General features: G+C 66.1%; 20 protein-coding genes and 1 tRNA gene. 11 read left to right on the top strand and 10 right to left on the bottom strand.

Annotated elements, in window-relative coordinates; all coding sequences use genetic code 11:
• Positions 1 to 6 precede the first annotated feature (6 nt).
• The 5 genes from dnaX (at position 7) to IEY49_RS12035 (ending at position 5685) form a co-directional block, all read left to right on the top strand.
• Complete coding sequence (dnaX, locus tag IEY49_RS12055) at positions 7 to 2301, top strand: DNA polymerase III subunit gamma/tau (protein ID WP_189008844.1); 2295 nt, start codon at positions 7 to 9, stop codon at positions 2299 to 2301.
• Positions 2302 to 2378: 77 nt separating this feature from the next.
• Positions 2379 to 3980, top strand: a complete 1602-nt coding sequence (locus IEY49_RS12050) for a family 10 glycosylhydrolase (protein WP_189008841.1) — start codon at positions 2379 to 2381, stop codon at positions 3978 to 3980.
• Positions 3981 to 4057: 77 nt separating this feature from the next.
• Positions 4058 to 4543, top strand: coding sequence for a flavin reductase family protein (locus IEY49_RS12045; RefSeq protein ID WP_189008838.1), 486 nt, complete (start codon positions 4058 to 4060; stop codon positions 4541 to 4543).
• A gap of 52 nt (positions 4544 to 4595) precedes the next feature.
• On the top strand, positions 4596 to 4871 hold the full coding sequence (locus tag IEY49_RS12040) for a hypothetical protein (RefSeq protein ID WP_189008835.1): 276 nt from the start codon (positions 4596 to 4598) through the stop codon (positions 4869 to 4871).
• A gap of 64 nt (positions 4872 to 4935) precedes the next feature.
• On the top strand, positions 4936 to 5685 hold the full coding sequence (locus IEY49_RS12035; RefSeq protein ID WP_189008832.1) for a metallophosphoesterase family protein: 750 nt from the start codon (positions 4936 to 4938) through the stop codon (positions 5683 to 5685).
• 151 nt (positions 5686 to 5836) lie between these two features.
• Here the strand turns inward: IEY49_RS12035 and IEY49_RS12030 are convergent, their stop codons facing one another.
• From IEY49_RS12030 to IEY49_RS12000, 7 genes are all read right to left on the bottom strand, one after another.
• Positions 5837 to 6634 (bottom strand): VC0807 family protein, encoded by a 798-nt coding sequence (locus IEY49_RS12030; RefSeq protein ID WP_189008829.1) that lies wholly within the window; start codon positions 6632 to 6634, stop codon positions 5837 to 5839.
• Complete coding sequence (prmC, locus tag IEY49_RS12025; protein WP_189008826.1) at positions 6631 to 7485, bottom strand: peptide chain release factor N(5)-glutamine methyltransferase; 855 nt, start codon at positions 7483 to 7485, stop codon at positions 6631 to 6633. The genes IEY49_RS12030 and prmC overlap by 4 nt, the downstream gene beginning before the upstream one ends.
• A 66-nt stretch (positions 7486 to 7551) precedes the next feature.
• Entirely contained in the window at positions 7552 to 8136 is a 585-nt protein-coding gene (locus tag IEY49_RS12020; protein ID WP_189008823.1) for a Jag family protein, read from the bottom strand.
• 5 nt (positions 8137 to 8141) lie between these two features.
• Positions 8142 to 8657 (bottom strand): low molecular weight protein-tyrosine-phosphatase, encoded by a 516-nt coding sequence (locus IEY49_RS12015; RefSeq protein WP_229780765.1) that lies wholly within the window; start codon positions 8655 to 8657, stop codon positions 8142 to 8144.
• Complete coding sequence (locus IEY49_RS12010) at positions 8654 to 9595, bottom strand: acetyl-CoA carboxylase carboxyltransferase subunit alpha (RefSeq protein WP_189008820.1); 942 nt, start codon at positions 9593 to 9595, stop codon at positions 8654 to 8656. Before IEY49_RS12010 ends, IEY49_RS12015 begins: the two co-directional genes overlap by 4 nt.
• On the bottom strand, positions 9592 to 10482 hold the full coding sequence (gene accD, locus IEY49_RS12005; protein ID WP_189008817.1) for an acetyl-CoA carboxylase, carboxyltransferase subunit beta: 891 nt from the start codon (positions 10480 to 10482) through the stop codon (positions 9592 to 9594). The genes IEY49_RS12010 and accD overlap by 4 nt, the downstream gene beginning before the upstream one ends.
• Before the next feature lie 134 nt (positions 10483 to 10616).
• Complete coding sequence (locus tag IEY49_RS12000) at positions 10617 to 11060, bottom strand: LapA family protein (protein ID WP_189008815.1); 444 nt, start codon at positions 11058 to 11060, stop codon at positions 10617 to 10619.
• Between the two features lie 115 nt (positions 11061 to 11175).
• Between IEY49_RS12000 and cutA the strand changes: the two genes are divergently transcribed.
• From cutA to IEY49_RS11980, 4 genes are all read left to right on the top strand, one after another.
• On the top strand, positions 11176 to 11496 hold the full coding sequence (cutA, locus tag IEY49_RS11995) for a divalent-cation tolerance protein CutA (RefSeq protein ID WP_189008812.1): 321 nt from the start codon (positions 11176 to 11178) through the stop codon (positions 11494 to 11496).
• A 255-nt stretch (positions 11497 to 11751) separates the two neighbouring features.
• Positions 11752 to 12516 carry an SDR family oxidoreductase gene (locus IEY49_RS11990; protein ID WP_189008808.1) on the top strand — a complete coding sequence of 255 codons (765 nt, stop codon included), beginning with the start codon at positions 11752 to 11754 and terminating at the stop codon, positions 12514 to 12516.
• 538 nt (positions 12517 to 13054) lie between these two features.
• Complete coding sequence (locus IEY49_RS11985; RefSeq protein ID WP_189008805.1) at positions 13055 to 14452, top strand: S8 family peptidase; 1398 nt, start codon at positions 13055 to 13057, stop codon at positions 14450 to 14452.
• 71 nt (positions 14453 to 14523) lie between these two features.
• Entirely contained in the window at positions 14524 to 15765 is a 1242-nt protein-coding gene (locus IEY49_RS11980) for a S8 family peptidase (protein ID WP_229780764.1), read from the top strand.
• Positions 15766 to 16172: 407 nt separating this feature from the next.
• Here IEY49_RS11980 and IEY49_RS11975 read toward each other — a convergent pair whose 3' ends face one another.
• The 3 genes from IEY49_RS11975 to IEY49_RS11965 all read right to left on the bottom strand — a co-directional run bounded on the left by IEY49_RS11975 (position 16173) and on the right by IEY49_RS11965 (position 17232).
• Positions 16173 to 16520, bottom strand: a complete 348-nt coding sequence (locus tag IEY49_RS11975; protein ID WP_189008799.1) for a hypothetical protein — start codon at positions 16518 to 16520, stop codon at positions 16173 to 16175.
• A gap of 337 nt (positions 16521 to 16857) precedes the next feature.
• Positions 16858 to 16933 (bottom strand) — tRNA-Trp (locus IEY49_RS11970).
• 77 nt (positions 16934 to 17010) lie between these two features.
• Entirely contained in the window at positions 17011 to 17232 is a 222-nt protein-coding gene (locus IEY49_RS11965) for a hypothetical protein (protein ID WP_189008796.1), read from the bottom strand.
• A 107-nt stretch (positions 17233 to 17339) separates the two neighbouring features.
• Between IEY49_RS11965 and nth the strand changes: the two genes are divergently transcribed.
• Both nth and IEY49_RS11955 read left to right on the top strand, forming a co-directional pair.
• Entirely contained in the window at positions 17340 to 18008 is a 669-nt protein-coding gene (gene nth, locus IEY49_RS11960; protein WP_189008793.1) for an endonuclease III, read from the top strand.
• Positions 18005 to 19222: an MFS transporter gene (locus IEY49_RS11955; protein WP_189008790.1), complete on the top strand. Its 1218-nt coding sequence runs from the start codon at positions 18005 to 18007 to the stop codon at positions 19220 to 19222. The genes nth and IEY49_RS11955 overlap by 4 nt, the downstream gene beginning before the upstream one ends.
• Positions 19223 to 19336 lie beyond the last annotated feature (114 nt).

Here is a 19336-nt window from a genome sequence, read left to right as displayed (position 1 = left end):
GCACCTGTGAGCGCCATCTATCAGCGTGCCCGGCCTATCCGCTGGGACGAGGTGGTGGGCCAGGAGCACGTCAAAGACGTGTTGCGTGCCGCGTTGGAGCAGGGGCGGGTGGGCCACGCGTACCTGTTTTCCGGGCCGCGCGGCGTCGGTAAGACGACCACCGCGCGCCTGATCGCCATGACCGCCAACTGCACCGGACCGCTGCCCAGGCCTTGCGGAGACTGCGAGAGCTGCCTGTCGGTGCGCGCCGGGTCCCATCCGGACGTTCTGGAAATCGACGCGGCCAGCAACAACAGCGTCGACGACGTCCGTGACCTGCGGGAAAAGGTCTCGCTGGCGGCCATGCGCGGCGGCAAGAAGATCTACATTCTGGACGAGGCGCACATGATGTCGCGAGCGGCCTTCAACGCGCTGCTCAAGACGCTGGAAGAGCCACCCTCGCACGTAATTTTCATCCTGGCGACCACCGAGCCCGAAAAGATCATCCCGACCATTCTGTCGCGCTGCCAGCACTACCGCTTCCGCCGCCTGACCGCCGAGGAGATTGCCGGCAAGCTCACTGGGCTGGCCGCGAAGGAGGGGGTACGCGCCGAGCCCGACGCCCTGCAGCTGATCGGCCGCCTCGCCGACGGCGCCATGCGCGACGGCGAGAGCCTGCTGGAACGCATGCTGGCCGCCGGAACGGCCGTCACCCGCGTCGGGGTCGAAGAAGCGCTGGGCTTGCCTCCGGGTGAACGGGTGCGCGGCATCGCCGGCGCCCTGGTATTGGGTGACGCCGGGAGTGCCCTGCAGGGCGCGGCGCAGCTGTACCGCGACGGCTTCGCGGCGCGCACGGTGGTCGAGGGGCTGGTCTCAGCGGTGGGCACGGCGCTGCACGCCGAACTGGGCCTCAGCGGCGAGCGGCTCGAGGGGGCCGATGTTCCCCGGCTGCTCAGGCTGCAGGCCGCCCTGGACGAGCAGGAGGCCCGCTTTGTCCGCAGTGCCGACCAGCAGAGCCTGGAACTGGCCCTGACCCACGCCCTGCTGGCGGCCGATGGTGGTGCAGGCAGTACAGCTGCATCGTCAAATGCACCGGCAGCCAGCATTCCCGCAGATCTGGCACAACGGCTCAACCGTCTGGAGAAGGAAGTAAGCTCACTGCGGGCCGGTGGGGCATCGGGCGTTCAGGCCCCTGCGGCACCCGTGGCTGACTTCGACCCGGGGGCACGCAGGGGTCCGGCTCCGGTGCGCGAAGTGGCGGCGCAGGCGCTGGGCCAGGTGGCTCCAGCGGCCGCGCCAGCGGCGGTTCAGGGCAGCTGGGTGGACGTGGTCCGGCAGGCCAGCATGCAGCTCAAGGCCTTTCTGAAGCCTGCGCGCATGCACGCCGAGCCGGGCTATGTCAGCCTCAGCTATGACGACAAGAACGCCTTTCATGCCAAGCAGATCGCGGGTAAGTTTGATGATGTGGCCAAACTGGTCCTGAAGGTGTTCGGGCCGGTCACCTTCGAGCTGATCGCGCCCGAAGGGAGCCGCAAGCTCAGTCTGGGTGGGGCGGCCAGCCATGTCGGCCCGGCGGAAGCCCCAGCTGCCCCAGTCCAGTCACCCTCCCTCCCCACACCGGGCGGGGCCACGCGAACTGAACCGGCCGCGGCCACACCCGAAATCGCGCCTTTTGATCCTGCGCCCCGGCGCACCAGCAGCCGTGGTCCGGCCTTCGAGCCGGTGGAGGCCGGCCCCCAGGCGTCGGCCCAGCGCCCTGCATCCCGGCCTGCCGCTGTGGCCACGCTGGACGCCCCACCACCACGCCCACAGGTGGTCGAGCGTTCCCAGACAGAGCAGCGGGTGCCGCCGGCCAGTCCGGACGATGTGGCGCGCTCACCACTGCCTGTCCACTCGCCCGCGCCCTGGGATACGGGACATGTCGCCGACGGGCCGCAGGCTCCTGCCGACGCCCAGGGAGGGGACCAGTTGCCTGCGGGCGGGCAGAGCCGTGATCTGTATGTCGTCGAGCCCATCACCGAAGAGCCCGACTGGGGCCAGATCGGCGGTCAGTTTGCCGGCGAGGTTCCACCCGACCTGGGCGATTCACCGTTTACCGAGTATGTGCCTCAGCGGCCCCGCCCGGCCGCCCCACCGGCTCCTGCGGCCGCCGAGCCCAGCGCTCCGGCCACGGCCGGCCGGCCGGCTGACATCCGTGCCCACCCGATGTATGAGGACATCAAGAGCCGCTTTAATGGCCGGGTCCGTGAAATCGGCAAGAACCGCAACGTTCCCGCTGTGACGCCGGAAAGTGACGTGGACGACGAGGACGCTGAAGTCTGAGGCTGGGCTGACCGCCACAGAAACTCAGGAGCCTCACCTGCCAGATGCAGGCGTGCGCTAGCCTGCCGCCTGACCCCATGAGCATCTCCTTTCGCCGCTTGGCGTTGTTTTCCCTGTCTCTGACGCTTGGTGCCGCACAGGCACAGGGCCCCGCTCCTGTGGCTGCTGTTCCTCCGCCGGCGGTGGCGGCTCCCGGCTCTGCCCTGCGGGGCCTGTGGGTGGACGCCTTCGGCCCCGGCCTGAAGACCCGCGCGCAGGTCCGCCAGACCGTGGATGACGCGGTAAAGCTGGGCGTGAACACGCTGTTTGTCCAGGCGATCCGGCGGGGCGACTGCCTGTGCCTGAAAAGCACCCTTCCCGTGGTCACGGACGCGGATCTGGAGAAAAACTTTGATCCGCTGGCCCTGGTGACGGAGCTGGCCCATGCCCGTGGAATAAAGGTGATCGCCTGGGCCAGCGTGACGGGGATCTCCAACACCGCGGCTCCCAACAGCAACCCCCGGCACGTCACCCGCGCGCATGGCCCGCAAAGTGGCAAGGCCTCCTGGATGGCGCGGCGGCCGGACAACAGCTGGCTCGAAGGCCGGGACGGCTGGCTGGACGCGGGCATTCCTGAGGCAGCCGAGTACATGGCCGCCGGGGTCGTCAGTCTGGTCAGGAACTACCCGGTTGACGGCGTGCAGCTTGACCGCATCCGCTACCCGGACGGTGGCGTGTGGGGCTATGACCCGAAGGTACTGGCCCGCTACCGCGCCGAGACGGGTGCCAAAGGCGTTCCTGCCGGCAACGACGCGCGCTGGCAGCAGTGGAAGCGCGACCAGATCACCGGACTGGTGCGGCGCATCGCCCTGGAGGTCAAGACCCTGAAACCGGACGCCTGGGTCAGCGCTGCCACCATCACCTACGTGCGGCCACCCGCACCAGGGGACCGCGCCGGGTTCCGGCGTACCCGGACCTATCTGGAAGTCATGCAGGACTGGCTGGGCTGGATGAACGAGGGACTGATCGACCTGAACGTCCTGATGAATTACAAGCGCGACGGAGTCAACGATCAGACCGCCTGGTTCGACGGCTGGAATGCCTTTGCCCACAGCGTCCGCTCCCGTCAGGACGGCCAGGGTGCCGCCGTGGCCTCGGGCACGGCCATGTACCTCAATACGCCTGAGGTAACCGCGTCTCAGGCCGCGCGCAGCGTGCGTGCGGGCCTGGGCTGGGTGGGCTACTCCTACCGCACGCCGACCCTGAATGTCTTCAATGCCAGAGAAAGTGGCGCGCAGGGGCTGACAGCGGTGCGTGAGGCCCTGACTGCGCCAGGCGCCGCCCTGGCCACTCCGGTCCGCTGGACCGATACCGCTCCGACCTCGCGCGGGCTGATGGGCCGCATCACCGGCACGGCGGTGCCAGGACACCACCAGGTGACGGTGTGGCAGGGTGGCCGGCAGATCGCCCAGAGCCTGACCGACGGCAACGGTTACTACGGCTTTCTCACCCTGGAACCCGGCCGCTACGAGGTGCGGGTCAGCGGCCAACGCTGGGTGGACACCGTCCCTGCGCGTGGCATCGTGCGCCTGCCGGATCTGCTGGTGCGGCTGCCTAAGCCCGTGGCCATGCCGGTGCAGGCCCCCGCGCCCCTGCCCGATCCGGTCCGCGAGACCGATAAGCTGCCTGCCCCACCTTAAGGCCGGGGCCGCAAATACGCTGCCGCTGGACCGGCACCACGGCGGCCAGAGGCAGGGTGGGCAGGTAGACTCCAGACATGACCACGCCAGATGTCGGCATTCCTCCGTTCGAATTCAGGCAGACGCTGGGACGTTTTGCCAGCGGCGTGACGGTGATCACGGCCAGAGACGGCCACGAAAGGCGCGGCATGACCGCCAGTGCATTTGTCTCGGTCAGCCTGACGCCGCCGCTCATTCTGGTCAGTGTAGATGACCGAGCCCAGATGCACGCCCTGCTGTCCGAAGACCGGGTCACGCACTTCGGGGTCAATATCCTGAGCGCCACCCAGGCGCACCTCAGCGATCACTTTGCCGGCCGCCCGGGAGCCGAGGAGCAGGTTTCCTGGTTCGAGCACGAGGGTCTGCCGCTGATCGGCGGCGCGATTGCGCAGCTCGTGTGCCGCAAGCATCAGGTCATTGCGGCCGGTGACCACACGCTGTACCTGGGCTTCGTCGAATACAGCCGCTACACCGACGATGACCCCTTGGTGTATTTCCGCGGCCAGTACCACGAGCTGGGCTGAACTTCAGCCCCGTCTCTTGAAGCAGCAGCGTGCGGCATGCTCTGCTGCGGGTGTGCCGCCCTATCTGCCGCAACTGCTGCTTGCCTTTGTGCTCGTGGCCCTGACCTTCAGCGTGTCCTATCCGGTCACCCTCGGCGGACAGACACAGGTCGATGCCCTGGACGCCGCGTTGCTGATGCTGGCGCTGGTCAACCTGCGACTGGGCTGGAGCGGCGCACGTCATGCACACGGGGGCCGTGCGCCACTGACCGTGAATCTGGCCGGTCTGATCGCTGCTGCGCTGGTGACCTGGCGCATGCTGGTGGCCCTGAGTCCCCTCTCCGGCTGAGAGGAGGTTTAGGCGAATTTCAAGTTCCGGGGGCGAAAGGGAGGGGCTGGGCTAGACTTCCCTCATGATTCGCCTCGCCATTCTCGCGGACCTGCACGCCAACCTGGCGGCAACGCTCGCGGTTCATGCCGACTTGCAGCGGCGCGGGGTCACGGAAATCTGGGTATTGGGCGATCTGGTGGGCAAGGGACCTCGGCCCAGGGAAGTCGTGGAATGGACGCAGGCGCATGCCACGCGCGTCATCCAGGGCAACTGGGACGCCCGGGTCGCCGGGGCCACACACCGCCCACAGGACCTGTGGCCCCGCAGCAAACTTACTGCCGCGCAGCTGACCTACCTTGAGGAGCTCCCGTACGGCATCGAGGAACAGTTCGGAGGCGCGTGGTGGCGCTTTGTGCATGCCAGCAGTCACGGCCTCTTTCACCGCCTTTACCCGCACAGCAGTCTGGCCGAGCAGCTCGACGCCTTCCGGCCCAATCCGCAGTATGCGCTGCGCGAGCATGCCGACGCCCTGGTTTACGCCGACGTGCACGAGGCCCTGATGCTCGACGTGGAAGGCCGTCCGCTGATCAACTGCGGCAGCGTGGGCAATCCGCTGGACAGCACGCTTCCCTGTTACCTGCTGCTGGAATTTCAGCCGGACAACCCTTCGCACAGCGCGACGTTCGTGCGCCTGACCTATGACCGCGACTCGGAGATCTCGGCGGCCGAGGCGAGCGGCATGCCCTTTACCCGCGAGTACATCGCCGAGCTGCTGACCGGCGCCTACCAGAAACGCCGCGCCCGCACCGGAGAAAGCCCGGAACCTGCCTGAAATCAGGGATGGACAGGGTAAAGGACCTCCCGGACGGACCGGAAAGGTCTTTTGCTGCGTGCCAGGTACAGGCAGGCGATGGTGGTGATACGCAGGCCGGGTTTCCTGAGCCCATCCGTTTGCCGCCAGACCGCCGTCCGGGCGGAAGTGCTCAGGATTTGAGGGTCGGAGTCTCCCCCCGCTGCTTCTGGGCCAGCTTGGCCGGCTCAAAAATGCTGGCGTCCGCACCGTAGCGCGCTTTCACGGCCCGCTGCACAAACCAGATCGCCGCGAAGACCCCCAGGAAACTGACGATCATTCCTGGCACACGCATGATGGCGTTGACTTCCGCCACCTGGGCGTTGAAAGCGTCGCTGCCGAAGCGGGCCACCACACGCTGATAGTTCACGACGCTGTTGATGACTCCGCCGATCAGGTCTACCACCGCGAAGACCACAGTTCCCAGTACCAGCCCGCGGTGCACGCCGGGGTCGCGCAGGGCCTGCTGGGTGGCGGCGCGGTCTTCGGGGCTTTCCGTGATGGTCGTGGCGTCCAGGAAGATCCGGAACAGCGGCACGCTGGTCGCGGCGCTGATCAGAAACAGGATTCCCGTGAGGTACATGCGGGCACTGTCCTTGATGGCGTACCAGAAGCCGTCCACGTACCAGAACGCCAGCGCGCCGGAGACGATGGCGCCAGCCCCACCGAACAGCGCCACCGGACTGACATTCTTATTTTTCAGGATGTCCCACAGCACGTAAGCCACCGGAATCAGCGCGGCCAGCAGGTAGGCGCGGATGTTGCCGGTCTGCCCGCCGCCCAGCAGGCTGGCCACCCCGATGCCCTCTCCGAGCACGTTGGGGGTCAGGATCAGAATGGGAATCAGCAGCGTGAAGACCAGATCCCATATGGTCTTCGGAATCTTAGTGCGGGCTTTCTTGGGAGCAGGGCGGGCGGCCGGTTCGGTCATACGCCCGGCATTCTCTCATGGCCGGGTGAGGCCCGGACAAACCGCTCCCGCCCGGTCAGGTCAGCATGAACGGTGGTGTTCCAGCCACCGGAATGCAGTTCGGCGGCAAAAACGCTGGCATTGCGGGGGTCGAGTTCCAACCACAGCGGCGCGCCCGGTGCTAGGGCCACAGCCGCCTGGACCGCCAGCGGCCGGGCCAGCTCCAGCCCATCCGCGCCGGCATACAGGGCCAGAGGGGGGTCGTGCTGCACCTCCGGGTCGGCCTCAAGGCGGTCGTCCTCCGGCAGGTATGGCGGGTTGCTGACAATCAGGTCAAACGGTCCGGCCAGACCGGCCAGCAGGCTGCCCTGTACAAGGGTCACGTCCAGGGCGCAGCTGGCTGCATTCTCCTGGGCCAGCGTCAACGCCTCAGGACTGATGTCGGTGGCCCAGACATGGGCGTCGGGGCGGGCGGCTTTGAGCCCCAGGGCCAGGGCGCCGCTTCCGGTACCCACATCGAGCACGCGGGGAGAGGACACGGCGCAGAGCTCCTGCACGATCAGGTGAAGCAGCCACTCGGTCTCGGGGCGGGGAACCAGGGCCCGCGCGTCGCTGCGCAGCCGCATCCCGCCCCACTCCACCTCACCCAGCAGGTGTTGCAGCGGGACGCGGGCCGCACGCCGCTCCAGCACTGTTGCCAGCCGGGCCGCGTCCTCCGAGGAAACCTCCCCGGTACCGCGCAGCAACAGGTCGGTGGGGGAGAGGCCCAGGGTATGCTCCACGAGCGCCCGGGCGTCCACGGCAGGAGAGGACACGCCCGCTTCTGCCAGCTGCTGCGTTGCCGCCTGGAACCATTCACGCACCGTCGCCATGTTTCTCCTGAAAAAGCAGAGGAACGGAGCCGGAGGAACACGCCTCCGGCCCCCGCGCCACCAGTCCTAGCCGTGCCGGGGTTTGATGATCAGCCGCCGGGAAGCCCCTTCGCCTACCGACTCGGTCATCACGTCAGGATGCTCCTTAAGGGTAATGTGCAGGATGCGCCGCTCGGCGGCTGGCATGGGCTGCAGTTCGTGGGGCTCACCACTTTTGGCGACCTGCACTGCCAGCCTCTCGGCCAGCTTGGACAGTGTGTCGGCCTGCCGCTTGCGGTAGCCACCGATGTCCACCCGCACGCGCTGTTCGCTGCGGCCTTCCAGCTTGGCCAGCACCGTGTAGGCCAGCACCTCCAGGGCACCCAGGGTCCGCCCGTCACGTCCGGCAAGGCGCGCAGCCTGCTCACCGGTGATCTCGGCTTCCAGGGCGTCTTCACCCTGGGTGACCGTCACGCTGAGTTCGGGGTCAATCCGGGCAACCACACCGCGCAGAAAGCGTTCCAGAACCACACGGGGATCCTCAAGCGCGGCACCCAGGGTGGGCGCCATGGCGGGCGCGGCGTCCGGCGCGGGTGGCGGCGGTGCGCTCTCGTCCGCGTCGCTGATGCCCAGTCCCGCGAGGTAGTCGTCGAGGTTCGTGCGGTTGTCCATAATCCTCAGTCTACCCTGCCGTTCTCACCTGTTTCCCACAGGTGCCCTTCACCGGCCCGCGCGGCAAAAGTGCGGGCACTGCGTTCCAGCATGCGGTAAACCGTCTCAAAGCCTTCCGGACCAGTGGTGTAGGGGTCCGGCACGTCGGCGCCGGGCACTTCAGGGTCGAAGTCACGCATCAGACGAATCCGGGCTTCCGCGTTCGGTGGGCTCAGGCGCCGGGCGTCGCTGAGATTCATGGCGTCCATAGCCAGGATCATGTCCTGCTCGTAGAAGTCGGCGAGGTCCAGCTGCCGCGCCCGGCCGCCCAGATCCAGGCCGTGGCGGCGGGCCACTTCACGGCTGCAGGGGTCGGCCGGGCGCCCAGCATGCCACGGTGCCGTGCCGGCGCTGTCCACTACGGCCGGCACACCTGCCGCCTGCAGCTCACGGCGCAGCAAAGCCTCGGCCAGCGGGCTGCGGCAGATGTTGCCCAGGCACAGTGCCAGGACCCGCAGTGGCCGCTGGAGACAGGGGTTCACACCTCAGTGAAGGCACCCAGGGCCCGGAACCGTTCGTGCCGTTGGTGCACCAGCGCGGTGGGGTCCAGGCTGGACAGTTCCCGCAGGTGCCGGCTGACCGCCTCGCCCACCCGCGCAGCCGCAGCGTCGGCGTCCAGATGGGCGCCTCCGGCAGGTTCGGCAATCACTTCCTCCACGATGCGCATCTCCAGCAGGTCCGGCGCCGTCAGCTTGAGGGCCTCGGCAGCCAGCGGGGCCTTGGCAGCGTCCTTCCAGATGATGCTGGCCGCACCTTCGGGGGAGATTACGCTGTACCAGGCATTTTCCTGGATCAGCACGCGGTTGCCCACCCCGACCGCCAGCGCACCGCCGGAACCCCCCTCACCGATGACCACACTGATGGCCGGCACCCGCAGGTTCAACATGCGGCGAATGCTTTCGGCAATGGCCCAGCCCTGTCCACGTTCCTCGGCCTCCAGGCCCGGGTAGGCGCCCTGGGTGTCTACCAGTGAGACCACCGGAAGCCCGAATTTGTCCGCCATGTCCATCAGGCGCACGGCCTTGCGGTAGCCCTCGGGGTTGGCGCTGCCAAAACGGCGCTTGATCTTGCTTTTGGTGTCCCGGCCCTTCTGCTGCAGCAGCAGCATGACCGGCACCCCCTGCCAGCGTGCCGGGCCACCGATCAGGGCGGGGTCGTCGCCATAGCGGCGGTCGCCGTGCAGTTCGGTGAATTCGGTGCACAGCCGGTCCACGTAATCCAGGGCGGTGGGGCGGCCTGGGGCGCGTGCGAGCTGCACCCGTTCCCAGCGACTCATGTCCTGCTGTTTCTGCTCGCGCAGGCGCTGCACCTCGCCGCGCAGGGGGCTCAGGGCCGCGTCGAGATTCTGGCCGGTGCGGTGGGCAGTGTCTTCCAGGTCGCGCACGCGGGCTTCAAGTTCACGCAGGGTATCGGTGGTCATACGCCTACCTCCCCCGCAGGCAGCTCCAGCGTAGGCGCTTGGGCCGGGCAACGCAGCAGCACGCGCAGCAGCCGGGCCAGATACTCCCGGTGCTCGCGGCGGTCCACCACGTCGTCCACCATGCCGTGCGTCAGCAGGAACTCGGCGCGCTGAAAGCCCTCGGGCAGGTGCTGACGGATGGTCTGCTGAATCACGCGCGGGCCGGCAAAGCCGATCAGGGCGTCGGGCTCGGCCACAATGACATCGGCTACGGTGGCGAAGCTGGCGGTCACGCCCCCGGTGGTGGGGTCGGTCAGGACACTCACGTAGGGCAGGCCCTTTTCGGTCAGGCGTTCGAGCGCCACGGTGGTCTTGGCCATCTGCATCAGGGACAGGGCACTTTCCTGCATGCGCGCCCCCCCACTGGCCGTCACGATGATCAGTGGCAGATCATGTGAAGCGGCATGTTCGGCGGCGCGGGCGATCTCCTCGCCCACCACGCTGCCCATGCTGCCGCCACTGAAGGCAAAGTCCATCACAGCCAGCGTGACACTCAGCCCCTCGATCCGGCCGGTCCCGGTCAGGATCGCGTCGGGCCGGCCGGCCTTGCGCTGCGCACGCTTCAGACGGTCGGTGTAGGCCTCGGTATCCACGAAGCCCAGCTGGTCGGTGGGGTGTACTGCGCCTGAAAGCTGGACGAAGCTGCCCTCGTCCAGCAGGACTTCTACGCGTTTCTGTGCGTCCAGGCGCAAGTGGTGTCCACATCTGGGACAGACATGGGCATTCTGTTCCAGTTCACGGTTGTAAAGCCCCTCCTTGCACCTGGGGCATTTCGTCCACAAATCGGGCAGGTCCGCGCCGCTCTGCTGCTGTGGCCGGCGCCGCCGGAAAAAACGATCTAGGGCCATGTACTCGACTCTCCTTAAGAACGCATTCTAGTCGCGCTTTCCGCTCCAGGTTGCACCGGGTTCAGAAGCGGACTTCTGCCGGACCATGCGGCCAGAATGGACCAGACATCCTGGTCTGTGCCGCAGGAGCAGGCTCAGCCCAGCCGACGCTTGAGGTAATCGTCGAGCTGCGCGAGTTGCAGCGTTACGTCACGCTGCAGGGCGTCGATACGGGCATTGACGTCGGTCATGTCGTGCTGTCCCCGTCCGTCTCCGAGCGCGTCCATACGGCTGTCGAGGTGCGTCTGCAACTGCGCGAAGCGGCTGCTTTCCTGCGCATCCAGGCTGTGACGTAGGGCTTCCATGTCACGCAGCAGTTTGGCACTGTCTGCCTGGGCGCGCAGGCTGGACAATCCTGCCCAGAAATAGAACAGCAGCGCCAGGGCGACGGCCAGGATCAGCAGAATCAGTCCCATTGGCACCCCGCTGTAGGTCACGAACCCCAGGCTCAGGGTATGGGGGAACATCAGCGCATTGGTGTTCAAAACCGCAAAAAGCCCCAGCAGCACGACAATCACGATCAGGACGGCGGTCCGCATATCCTGCAGCGTAACATCAGCCTGTCAGGGGTTGGACCGGAACGTAGTTGTGGGAACATTTACAAACGCAACCGCGCCGCTCCGGCGCGCCCAGCCGGCGTATCCTGGGGGTGTTATGTCACTTGTGGTTCTGGTTACCGTGCCTCCTGAACGCGCCCACGAACTCGCGCGGATCCTCGTGTCGGAGCGGCTGGCTGGCTGCGTGAATATCGTGGGCGGGGTGCAGAGCATCTACCGCTGGCATGGCGACGTCGCCGAGGACCCGGAGAGCCTGTTGCTGATCAAGACCACCGGCGACGTCTATCCGGATCTTGAACAGCGCATCAAGGAACTGCATTCCTATGAGGTTCCGGAGATTGTCGCGCTTCCGTTTGACCGGGCCAGCAGTGAATTTCAGGCCTGGCTGCGCGAAAGTCTGGCACCTGAGCGGGCCTGAGAGGCACGGTCCTGGCGCCAGGACCGTGCGCATTCGAAGTCGGCCTGGTTCCGCGACCCCCTGGGCCAGACGGGGTTCAGGCCTGGAATTCGGGTCAGGGCTCTGTCCTGCAACCAGCTGTGAGGCGCGGCGGGCCAGAAGACCCTCGTGATTCCCCTGGAAGTTGCGGCATCACCTGGCGCAGAGGACAGTAGGCAAAGCCATCGGCCGGGCCCGGCTGTTCCAGCCAGAGACAGGTTTTCAGGAGGGCAGAGAATGGACGCTGTGCTGGTAACGGGGGGATCGGGGCAGTTGGGGCGTCGGGTCATCGGCGAACTGCTGGAGCAGGGCAGAGCGGTCCAGGCCATCAGCCGGCGCCCTGGGCCGCAGGCGGCGGGACTGACCTGGGTCACGGGCGACCTCAACAGTGCAGCGACCCTGCAGCGGGGACTGGACGGGGTCAGCCGGGTCGTGCACCTCGCGACCCAGCCGCTCAGGCCGGGCAAGGATCTGCAGATGACCAGTGCCCTGCTCGGTGCAGTGCAGGACCGCCACATAGAGCATTTCGTCTATATGAGTATCAGTGGTCTCGAACGCATGCAGGGGGCACCCTACTACCGCGAGAAGCTGGAGATTGAGCGCCGGCTCAGGACGAGCGGCCTGCGCCTGACTATCCAGCGGTCCACCCAGTTTCACAAGTTTGTCGCGGACCTCCTGGGAAAACTCACCCTGGGCCCTGTCACGCTGGTGCCAACAGGCGTCACGTTGCAGCCGGTAGAAGTCAGTGCTGTGGCCCGGTGTCTGGCACAGGTGGTGCAGGGTGCGCCAGCGGGGCAGCGGCGCGACCTGAGCGGCCCTGCACCAGAGGCCATCGAACTTCTGGCCCGGCAGTGGCACCGGCACCGGGCACGTACAGGACGGGTGGCCAGTGCTCCGATTCCACTGCCTCTTTTTCGTGCCTGGCAACACTCGGCAGCGGTACCTGAGGAGGCTGAGCCCGTGGGCCGCCCCTGGATCCGCTGGTTACAGGAAACGGCCTAAAGCACAGGGAGAGGCGGCAGAGGGCCAGCGAGGCAACGGCGCTGAGTCCTGACCGGGATGCCGTTCGCCCGCGCCGGGCAACCCCAGCGTCTCAGGCGGGCTGTGCCATGCGGGCGTTGTCGGCCCGTTCACTGCCCCTCTCGGTACGAACGGGAAGAGGGTTTTCCGATGCACAGAGCACTGAGGCCCTGTCAGAGTCACTGACAGGACGTGCGGCTCAACGCGATCCACCGTCTCTAACACGGGTAGTTGCAACGTGCAAGCAGATATTGCCGGCGGACGAGCAATCGTGGCTGCAGCCATGAGACCTCCTCATATTTTGGGCGACCTCCAGGTAAGCTCTCTGACGTCCTGATCGCTATTCTGACTGACTTTCATACTTTCTTCACTTTTTGAGATATCTGAGTTTTTGTGAAGTTTTTCAATGTTGAAATGATGGCGAGGCGGCAGCATGTCCGGGAGCAACACAAATCAATAGGTGCACCCAGTGTCGGACACGATCCAGACGCTTAAATTCAGGTGCTCTATCTGGAGACTTATGGCACAGATTGCCCGTCCTGCTCTATTGCTTCCTGGACTCCTCCTGACCGCATTGCTTGCAGCCTGCGGACAGGATGCCCCGACCAGTGCCAGTTCCGCACTGTCTTCGCAGGTTGTTTCAGCGTCGCCTGCCGCGGTGGCCGGGGAAGTCCTGGTGCAATTCACCCGTGCGGCGGGCAGTCAGGGTCTGCGTGACGTCGAGCGCCAGGGTCTGCGCGTGGCCGAGCAGGTGGCCGTGACTGATGGAGCCCCGCTTTACCGCATGCAGATCACCAACGGGCAGGCTGTGGACGCCATTGTGCGCGCACTGAGCCGCAACCCCAACGTGCGCTTTGCGGAGCCGAACTGGATCTACATGCACGCAGCGACCAGCAACGACCCGTACTACACCGACGGCACCCTGTGGGGCATGTACGGCGACGCGACCAGCCCCGCCAACGGGTTCGGCAGCCAAGCGGGCGAGGCCTGGGCTGCCAACCACACCGGCAGCAAGAACGTCTACATCGGCGTGATCGACGAGGGCATTCAGTTTACCCATCCTGATCTGGCTGCCAACATCTGGCTTAACCCCTTTGACGCTGCAGACGGGGTGGACAATGACGGCAACGGCTACGTGGACGACACGCGTGGCTGGGACTTTGCCAACGGCAACAACACCATCTATGACGGTAACAAGCGCGAAGGCACCGACGAGCACGGCACCCACGTGGCCGGCACCATCGGTGGGGTCGGTGGAAACGGTGTCGGCGTCGCGGGTGTCAACTGGAACGTCACCATGATCAGCGGCAAGTTCCTCGGCTCGCGGGGCGGTTCGCTGGCCGACGCCATCAAGGCGGTGGACTACTTCACTGACCTGAAAACGCGGCATAAGTTAAACATCGTGGCGACCAGCAACTCCTGGGGCGGGGGTGGCTTCTCGCAGGGCCTGCTCGACGCCATCAACCGTGGTGGTGACGCCGGCATCCTGTTCATCGCCGCAGCGGGCAACGGCGGCAGCGACGGTGTGGGCGACAACAACGACACCACCGCCAACTACCCCAGCAACTACGAGTGCACCAACGCCGGCACGCGCGGCTGGGACTGCGTGATCGCGGTCGCCGCCATCGACAAGACCGGCGCCCTGGCACGCTTCTCCAACTACGGCGCCAAGACCGTGGATATCGGTGCGCCCGGTGTCGCCGTAATGTCGACCCTGCCCACCAACACCTATGGTTCGTACAACGGCACCAGCATGGCCACGCCGCACGTCTCGGGCGGCGCAGCCCTGTACGCCAGCACGAACACCACTGCCACGGCCCAGCAGATCAAGGAGGCCATCATGAGCAGCGCTGCTGCCACCGCCAGCCTGAACCTCAAGACCGTCACGAACGGCCGCCTGAACGTCAGCACCTTCTAAGCCCAGCCCAGACACCTGCTGTCTCTTAAGTTCTCTGATCCGCTTTACTTCCAGGAGGAAGATTCATGCGCATGATGAAAGTTGCTGTTGGCCTGACCCTTGCCCTTGCCCTCGCAGCCTGCGGAAACACCACCCCCGGTGCCACGACCAGTGAGAACGCTGCCGAAACTGTGGTCCAGAGTGCTGCCGCAGCGCCGGGCTCACTCACCGAACAGGCCGTGGGGCGCGCCGCACCTGCCCCCCGCAACGTCATCCCCGGCCAGTACATCGTGGTGCTCAAGGAAGGTGTCGAACCCCGCGGGCTTGCCCAGGCTGCTGGCGTGACCCCCAAGTTCGTCTACAGCATCGTTAACGGCTTCGCGGGCAGCCTGAACGAGGGACAGCTCAATGCCCTCAGGAACAACCCGAATGTCGCCTACATCGAGCCTGACCAGGTGTACAACGCCACCGTGGATCAGGCTATGGACGGCAATGGCGACCCCTGGGGCCTGGACCGCATCAACCAGCGTGACCTGCCGTTGGACCGCAAGTACAGCTATGGCTACACTGGCAGCGGTGTGCGCGCCTACATCATCGACACCGGCCTCGACGCTGCCCATGCGGACTTCGAGAGCCGCGCGCAGAACGTGTACGACGCTTTTGGTGGCAACGGCAACGACTGCAACGGCCACGGCACGCACGTGGGTGGCACGGTCGGCGGCAAGACGTACGGTGTAGCCAAGCAGGCCCTGCTGCGTGGCGTGAAGGTGCTGGATTGCAACGGGTCGGGCAGCACCTCGGGCATCATCGCCGCCGTGGACTGGGTGCGGACCAACCATGTCAAACCCGCCGTGGCCAACATGAGCCTGGGCGGAGGTTACTCCAGCACCCTCAACAATGCCGTGGTCAACCTGTCCAACGCCGGGGTGTTCGTGGCGGTCGCAGCTGGCAACGAGAACCAGGACGCCTGCAACGTGTCCCCCGCCAGCGCCGGATACAACACGTCTGTGACCACCGTGAACGCCTCGGATAAGACCGATACCCGCGCGACCTTCTCCAACTACGGCACCTGCACTGACCTGTATGCACCGGGCGTCGCCATCAAGGCTCCCTGGATCGGCAGCGGCACGACCGAGACCAACACCATCAGTGGAACCAGCATGGCCTCGCCGCACGTGGCTGGCGTGAGCGCGCTGGTCAAGCACCGCTACGGTGACATCTCCTCCGCCTCGGTCTGGAGCTACATCTCGGGCGCAGCCAGCACCGGCAAGATCAAGAGCAACCCCTCCGGCACGCCCAACGTGCTGCTGTACAAGTACATCACCGCCTGGTAAAGCAGACAGAACAGCAATAGAGGAACCGGCCCGGCATCAAAGGGGCCGGTTCTTTTTGCCGTCATTTCACGCGGGGCAGTGGCCAGCGCTAGCGGGTGGCCGGCGAAACCATGATGAAGAACGTTCTGGAGACCAGCAGCCTGCTAGCGCACCGCCGAACGGCTGGGAAACCCACATGGGATGGACCTGCTGCCAGGATAAAAATGGAGAGGATGACGAGTCAGTCAAGGCCGCCTCAGTTCAACAGGTGCCTGCCTCGTGCGGTTCTTCTCTTTTCCGTACAGATTCAGACCGCCCCAGGACGCGCCATCAGGCTTCTGTAGCCAGGCTGGTGCGCTGACCTTCTGGTGTCCAGCCTGAAGTGGAGGGGTGCGGGCAGGGAGACAGGCATGAGGCGCCGCAGCCACTCAACGGTGGCGATACCTGGCGGCCGCCTGGGCCATGTACGCCCGGTACTCATTGATCATGCCTGAGGTGAAGGTGGCGTCAATGCGTGGTGACCAGCCGGCCGGCCGGATCCAGATGGTGGCCTGATCAACCGTCTGATTCACCGTGTTGGTGGTCTCTGCTTCCAGCAGGAGCAGGGTCCTGTTGGCGGTCTTCAGCGTGTATCCTCTCGTGCTCAGGAAGGCGAGCGACTGGTCGTAGAGGTACTCTGACGGGACGTGGTCCCAGGTGATGATCCGCACGTTCACCGGGGCACAGGACGCGATGAGCAGTCCGGTCGCAACGAACAGGAACGGGTGATGTTTCATGGCTTACTGTCACCCCTGGAAGCCTGGCTTTTCAGTGGTTGCCGCACGTACGTCGTCCACGGGGCTTCTTGGCTCGAATGTACCCAACAGGTTGTGGACTTGGAAGCGGTATCGGAGGTCTTGGGCCTGCGCGGGTGTCGATCATGCTGGTTGGGTACCGTCATGTTCTGGACAACGAGCGGCGGGCCACGGTGGTAGACCTGTTCAATGCGGTGCCGGCTGCGCCTGTGGACATGCCCGCGTCCCTCAATTAGGGCCTACTACACTGACTTGCCCAAAAAACGAGAATATTCATTCGCAGGATAAAGAAAAACCCCGCGCTAGGCGGGGAAATCTGTGGCGGGCCCTGCAGGACTTGAACCTACGACCTACGGTTTTGGAGACCGCCGCTCTACCAACTGAGCTAAGGACCCATATGCTGTGCCGGAACACAGGCCTATGTAAATTAGCAGAGGGCCACGGAACGTGCAAGAAGGCTGCAAGTCAGGCCTTACAGCACTCCACCGCCCAGCGACAGCCTCAGCAGGGCGATGGCAATCACCACGGCGTTTAAGGTCATGGCGCCGCGGTCACGGGCCAGGACACCGAAGATCAGGCCCAGCACTGCGGGCGGCAGCACCACCAGCCAGTTGAGCCAGCCAAAGAGCGGGAGCAGGCCCAGCAGCAGCCCCAGCGCCGCCAGCACACCAAGGATCAGGGAGAGGGTTCTCATACCTCTCTGTACGCTTCAGCCGGGGGAGAGGTTCCCTGGCCAGCCCAGCGGGACTAGGCCGGACGGCCTACTGTCTCCCGAACGACAGCAGGGGTAGGCTGCGGCGCGTGACCCGCAAGCCCCAGCCCGCTCGCCTTCCTGCCGGCGCAAAAACCCGCGCTCCCCAGGTGCTCTCGGCCCTGGAGGTCCTGTACCCGGACGCCCGGACCGAGCTGGACTTCCGCACCCCTTTTGAACTGCTGGTGGCGACCGTCCTTAGCGCGCAGGCCACCGACGTCAGCGTGAACGCCGCCACTCCTGCCCTGTTTGCCGCCTACCCGGACGCCCACGCCATGAGCCACGCCGAGCCCGAAGATCTGGAGCCGCTGATCCGCCGCATTGGGCTGTACCGGGCCAAGGCCCGCAACCTCGCCGCACTGGCCCGGCTGCTGGTCGAGCGCCATGACGGCGAGGTCCCCAACGACTTCGATGCCGTGGTGGCCCTGCCCGGTGCGGGGCGCAAGACCGCCAATGTCGTACTGAGCAACGCTTACGGCTACCCAGCCATTGCCGTGGATACGCACGTCGGTCGCCTCGCGCGCCGGTTGGGCCTGAGCACCCAGACCAATCCCGACAAGGTGGAGGGGGACCTGCAGCGCGTCTTTCCCCGGGAGCGCTGGGTGTTTCTGCACCACGGCCTGATCCTGCACGGGCGGCGCATCTGCATTGCCCGGCGGCCCCTGTGTGAGAGCTGCCTCATGGCACCGTTCTGTCCCAAAGTGGGTGTGACGCCTTGAACTGGAAGTTCTCCCGGCAGGTCTGGCTGTATCTGGCCTCGGTGTTCAGCTTTGGGCTGGCACAGGCGTTTGCGGCACTGTTTCTGAATTTCTACCTGCGGGCGCTGGGCCTGGGAGCCGAGTGGCAGGGCCTGCTCAACGCGCTGCCGGCCCTGACCCTGGCGGCCCTGAGCCTGCCGGCAGTGGCGCTGGCCCGGCGCATCAGCAATGCCCATACCCTGAAAATCGGTGCGGGGCTGAGCCTGGTAGGCACGCTGCTGCTCGCCAGTGCCCATGGCCCAGCAATGGCCATCGTGGGCGCGCTGGTCCAGGGTGCGGGCGCGGCGCTGTCCATCGTCGCCGGCTCGCCGTTCATGGCCAACAACAGCGATGAGCGCAACCGGGTAACGCTGTTCAGCGTCCAGAACGCCCTGATGACCGGAGCCGGCTTCCTCGGCAACCTGCTGGGTGGACGGGTGCCCGAAACCTACGCCGGGCTGACCGCCACCGAACCGGACGGCGTGGGCGCACTGCGCGCGGCCCTGCTGGTTGCTTCGGCCTTCCAGCTGCTGGGGCTGCTGCCGGTGCTGCGGCTGCGTCCCAGTGGAAAACCAGCCCGCGAAGGCCGCAGTTTCGCGGTCCGGGACAAGCGGACCATGGCCCGGCTGGTGCTGCCCAATGTCCTGGTGGGTCTGGGCGCGGGAGCCACCATTCCCTTCCTGAACGTCTTTATCGAGGGCAAGTTCCAGGTGAGCTACGCCTCCCTGGGGATGCTCTTTGCCTGGACCAGCCTGGCGACCGCTGCGACTGCCCTGCTGCAACCGCTGCTGGTGCGCCGGATGGGACAGTTGCAGGCCGTCTTGCTGGTCCAGGCCTGCAGCCTGCCGTTTCTGGCAGTGCTGGGCTTCGCGCCGCACCTGTGGATGGTGGCTGCGGCGCTGTTCACGCGCGGCGCCCTGATGAACGCCGCCGGACCGGTGTACAGCGCCTACGCCATGTCGGCCCTGCCCGAGGAGGACCGCCCGATGTACTCGGCGGTCAACGTGATCGCCTGGGACGTGGGTTGGGCAGTCAGCAGCCTGCTGGGGGGCGTGGTGAGGGCCGGACTGCCGTTTCACACAGCCTTCAACCTGCTGTTTGGCTGGACCCTGCTGCTGTATGCCTCGAGTGTCCTGGCGATCTACCTGGGGCTGTACCGGCCGGCGCAACGGCTGGTCCAGCCGGTGAGGTCCTGACCCGCGCCTAAGGGACGCTCAATACCGGGGCGGAATCCGCTCCAGGACAGCCTGAACGCCGGAGGGCGAAGGTGGTGTGCGACACACACAGGGCCCCGGCATGCCTGGGGGGCG

It is taken from the genome of Deinococcus malanensis, from assembly GCF_014647655.1.
GTDB classification, from domain to species: Bacteria; Deinococcota; Deinococci; order Deinococcales; family Deinococcaceae; genus Deinococcus; species Deinococcus malanensis.
Note: the sequence above shows the minus strand (reverse complement) of the source record. Positions and strands in the feature narration are given on the sequence as shown.

Excerpts from the sequence above, each read along its gene's own strand:
- IEY49_RS12050 (WP_189008841.1), top strand. The coding sequence starts at position 2,379 with ATGAGCATCTCCTTTCGCCGCTTGGCGTTGTTTTCCCTGTCTCTGACG.
- IEY49_RS11980 (WP_229780764.1), top strand. The coding sequence starts at position 14,524 with ATGATGAAAGTTGCTGTTGGCCTGACCCTTGCCCTTGCCCTCGCAGCC.
- IEY49_RS12010 (WP_189008820.1), bottom strand. The coding sequence starts at position 9,595 with ATGACCACCGATACCCTGCGTGAACTTGAAGCCCGCGTGCGCGACCTG.
- cutA (WP_189008812.1), top strand. The coding sequence starts at position 11,176 with ATGTCACTTGTGGTTCTGGTTACCGTGCCTCCTGAACGCGCCCACGAA.
- IEY49_RS11965 (WP_189008796.1), bottom strand. The coding sequence starts at position 17,232 with ATGAGAACCCTCTCCCTGATCCTTGGTGTGCTGGCGGCGCTGGGGCTG.
- IEY49_RS12000 (WP_189008815.1), bottom strand. The coding sequence starts at position 11,060 with ATGCGGACCGCCGTCCTGATCGTGATTGTCGTGCTGCTGGGGCTTTTT.
- IEY49_RS12030 (WP_189008829.1), bottom strand. The coding sequence starts at position 6,634 with ATGACCGAACCGGCCGCCCGCCCTGCTCCCAAGAAAGCCCGCACTAAG.
- IEY49_RS12035 (WP_189008832.1), top strand. The coding sequence starts at position 4,936 with ATGATTCGCCTCGCCATTCTCGCGGACCTGCACGCCAACCTGGCGGCA.
- prmC (WP_189008826.1), bottom strand. The coding sequence starts at position 7,485 with ATGGCGACGGTGCGTGAATGGTTCCAGGCGGCAACGCAGCAGCTGGCA.
- IEY49_RS11985 (WP_189008805.1), top strand. The coding sequence starts at position 13,055 with ATGGCACAGATTGCCCGTCCTGCTCTATTGCTTCCTGGACTCCTCCTG.
- IEY49_RS11975 (WP_189008799.1), bottom strand. The coding sequence starts at position 16,520 with ATGAAACATCACCCGTTCCTGTTCGTTGCGACCGGACTGCTCATCGCG.
- IEY49_RS12045 (WP_189008838.1), top strand. The coding sequence starts at position 4,058 with ATGACCACGCCAGATGTCGGCATTCCTCCGTTCGAATTCAGGCAGACG.
- accD (WP_189008817.1), bottom strand. The coding sequence starts at position 10,482 with ATGGCCCTAGATCGTTTTTTCCGGCGGCGCCGGCCACAGCAGCAGAGC.
- IEY49_RS12020 (WP_189008823.1), bottom strand. The coding sequence starts at position 8,136 with ATGGACAACCGCACGAACCTCGACGACTACCTCGCGGGACTGGGCATC.
- IEY49_RS11990 (WP_189008808.1), top strand. The coding sequence starts at position 11,752 with ATGGACGCTGTGCTGGTAACGGGGGGATCGGGGCAGTTGGGGCGTCGG.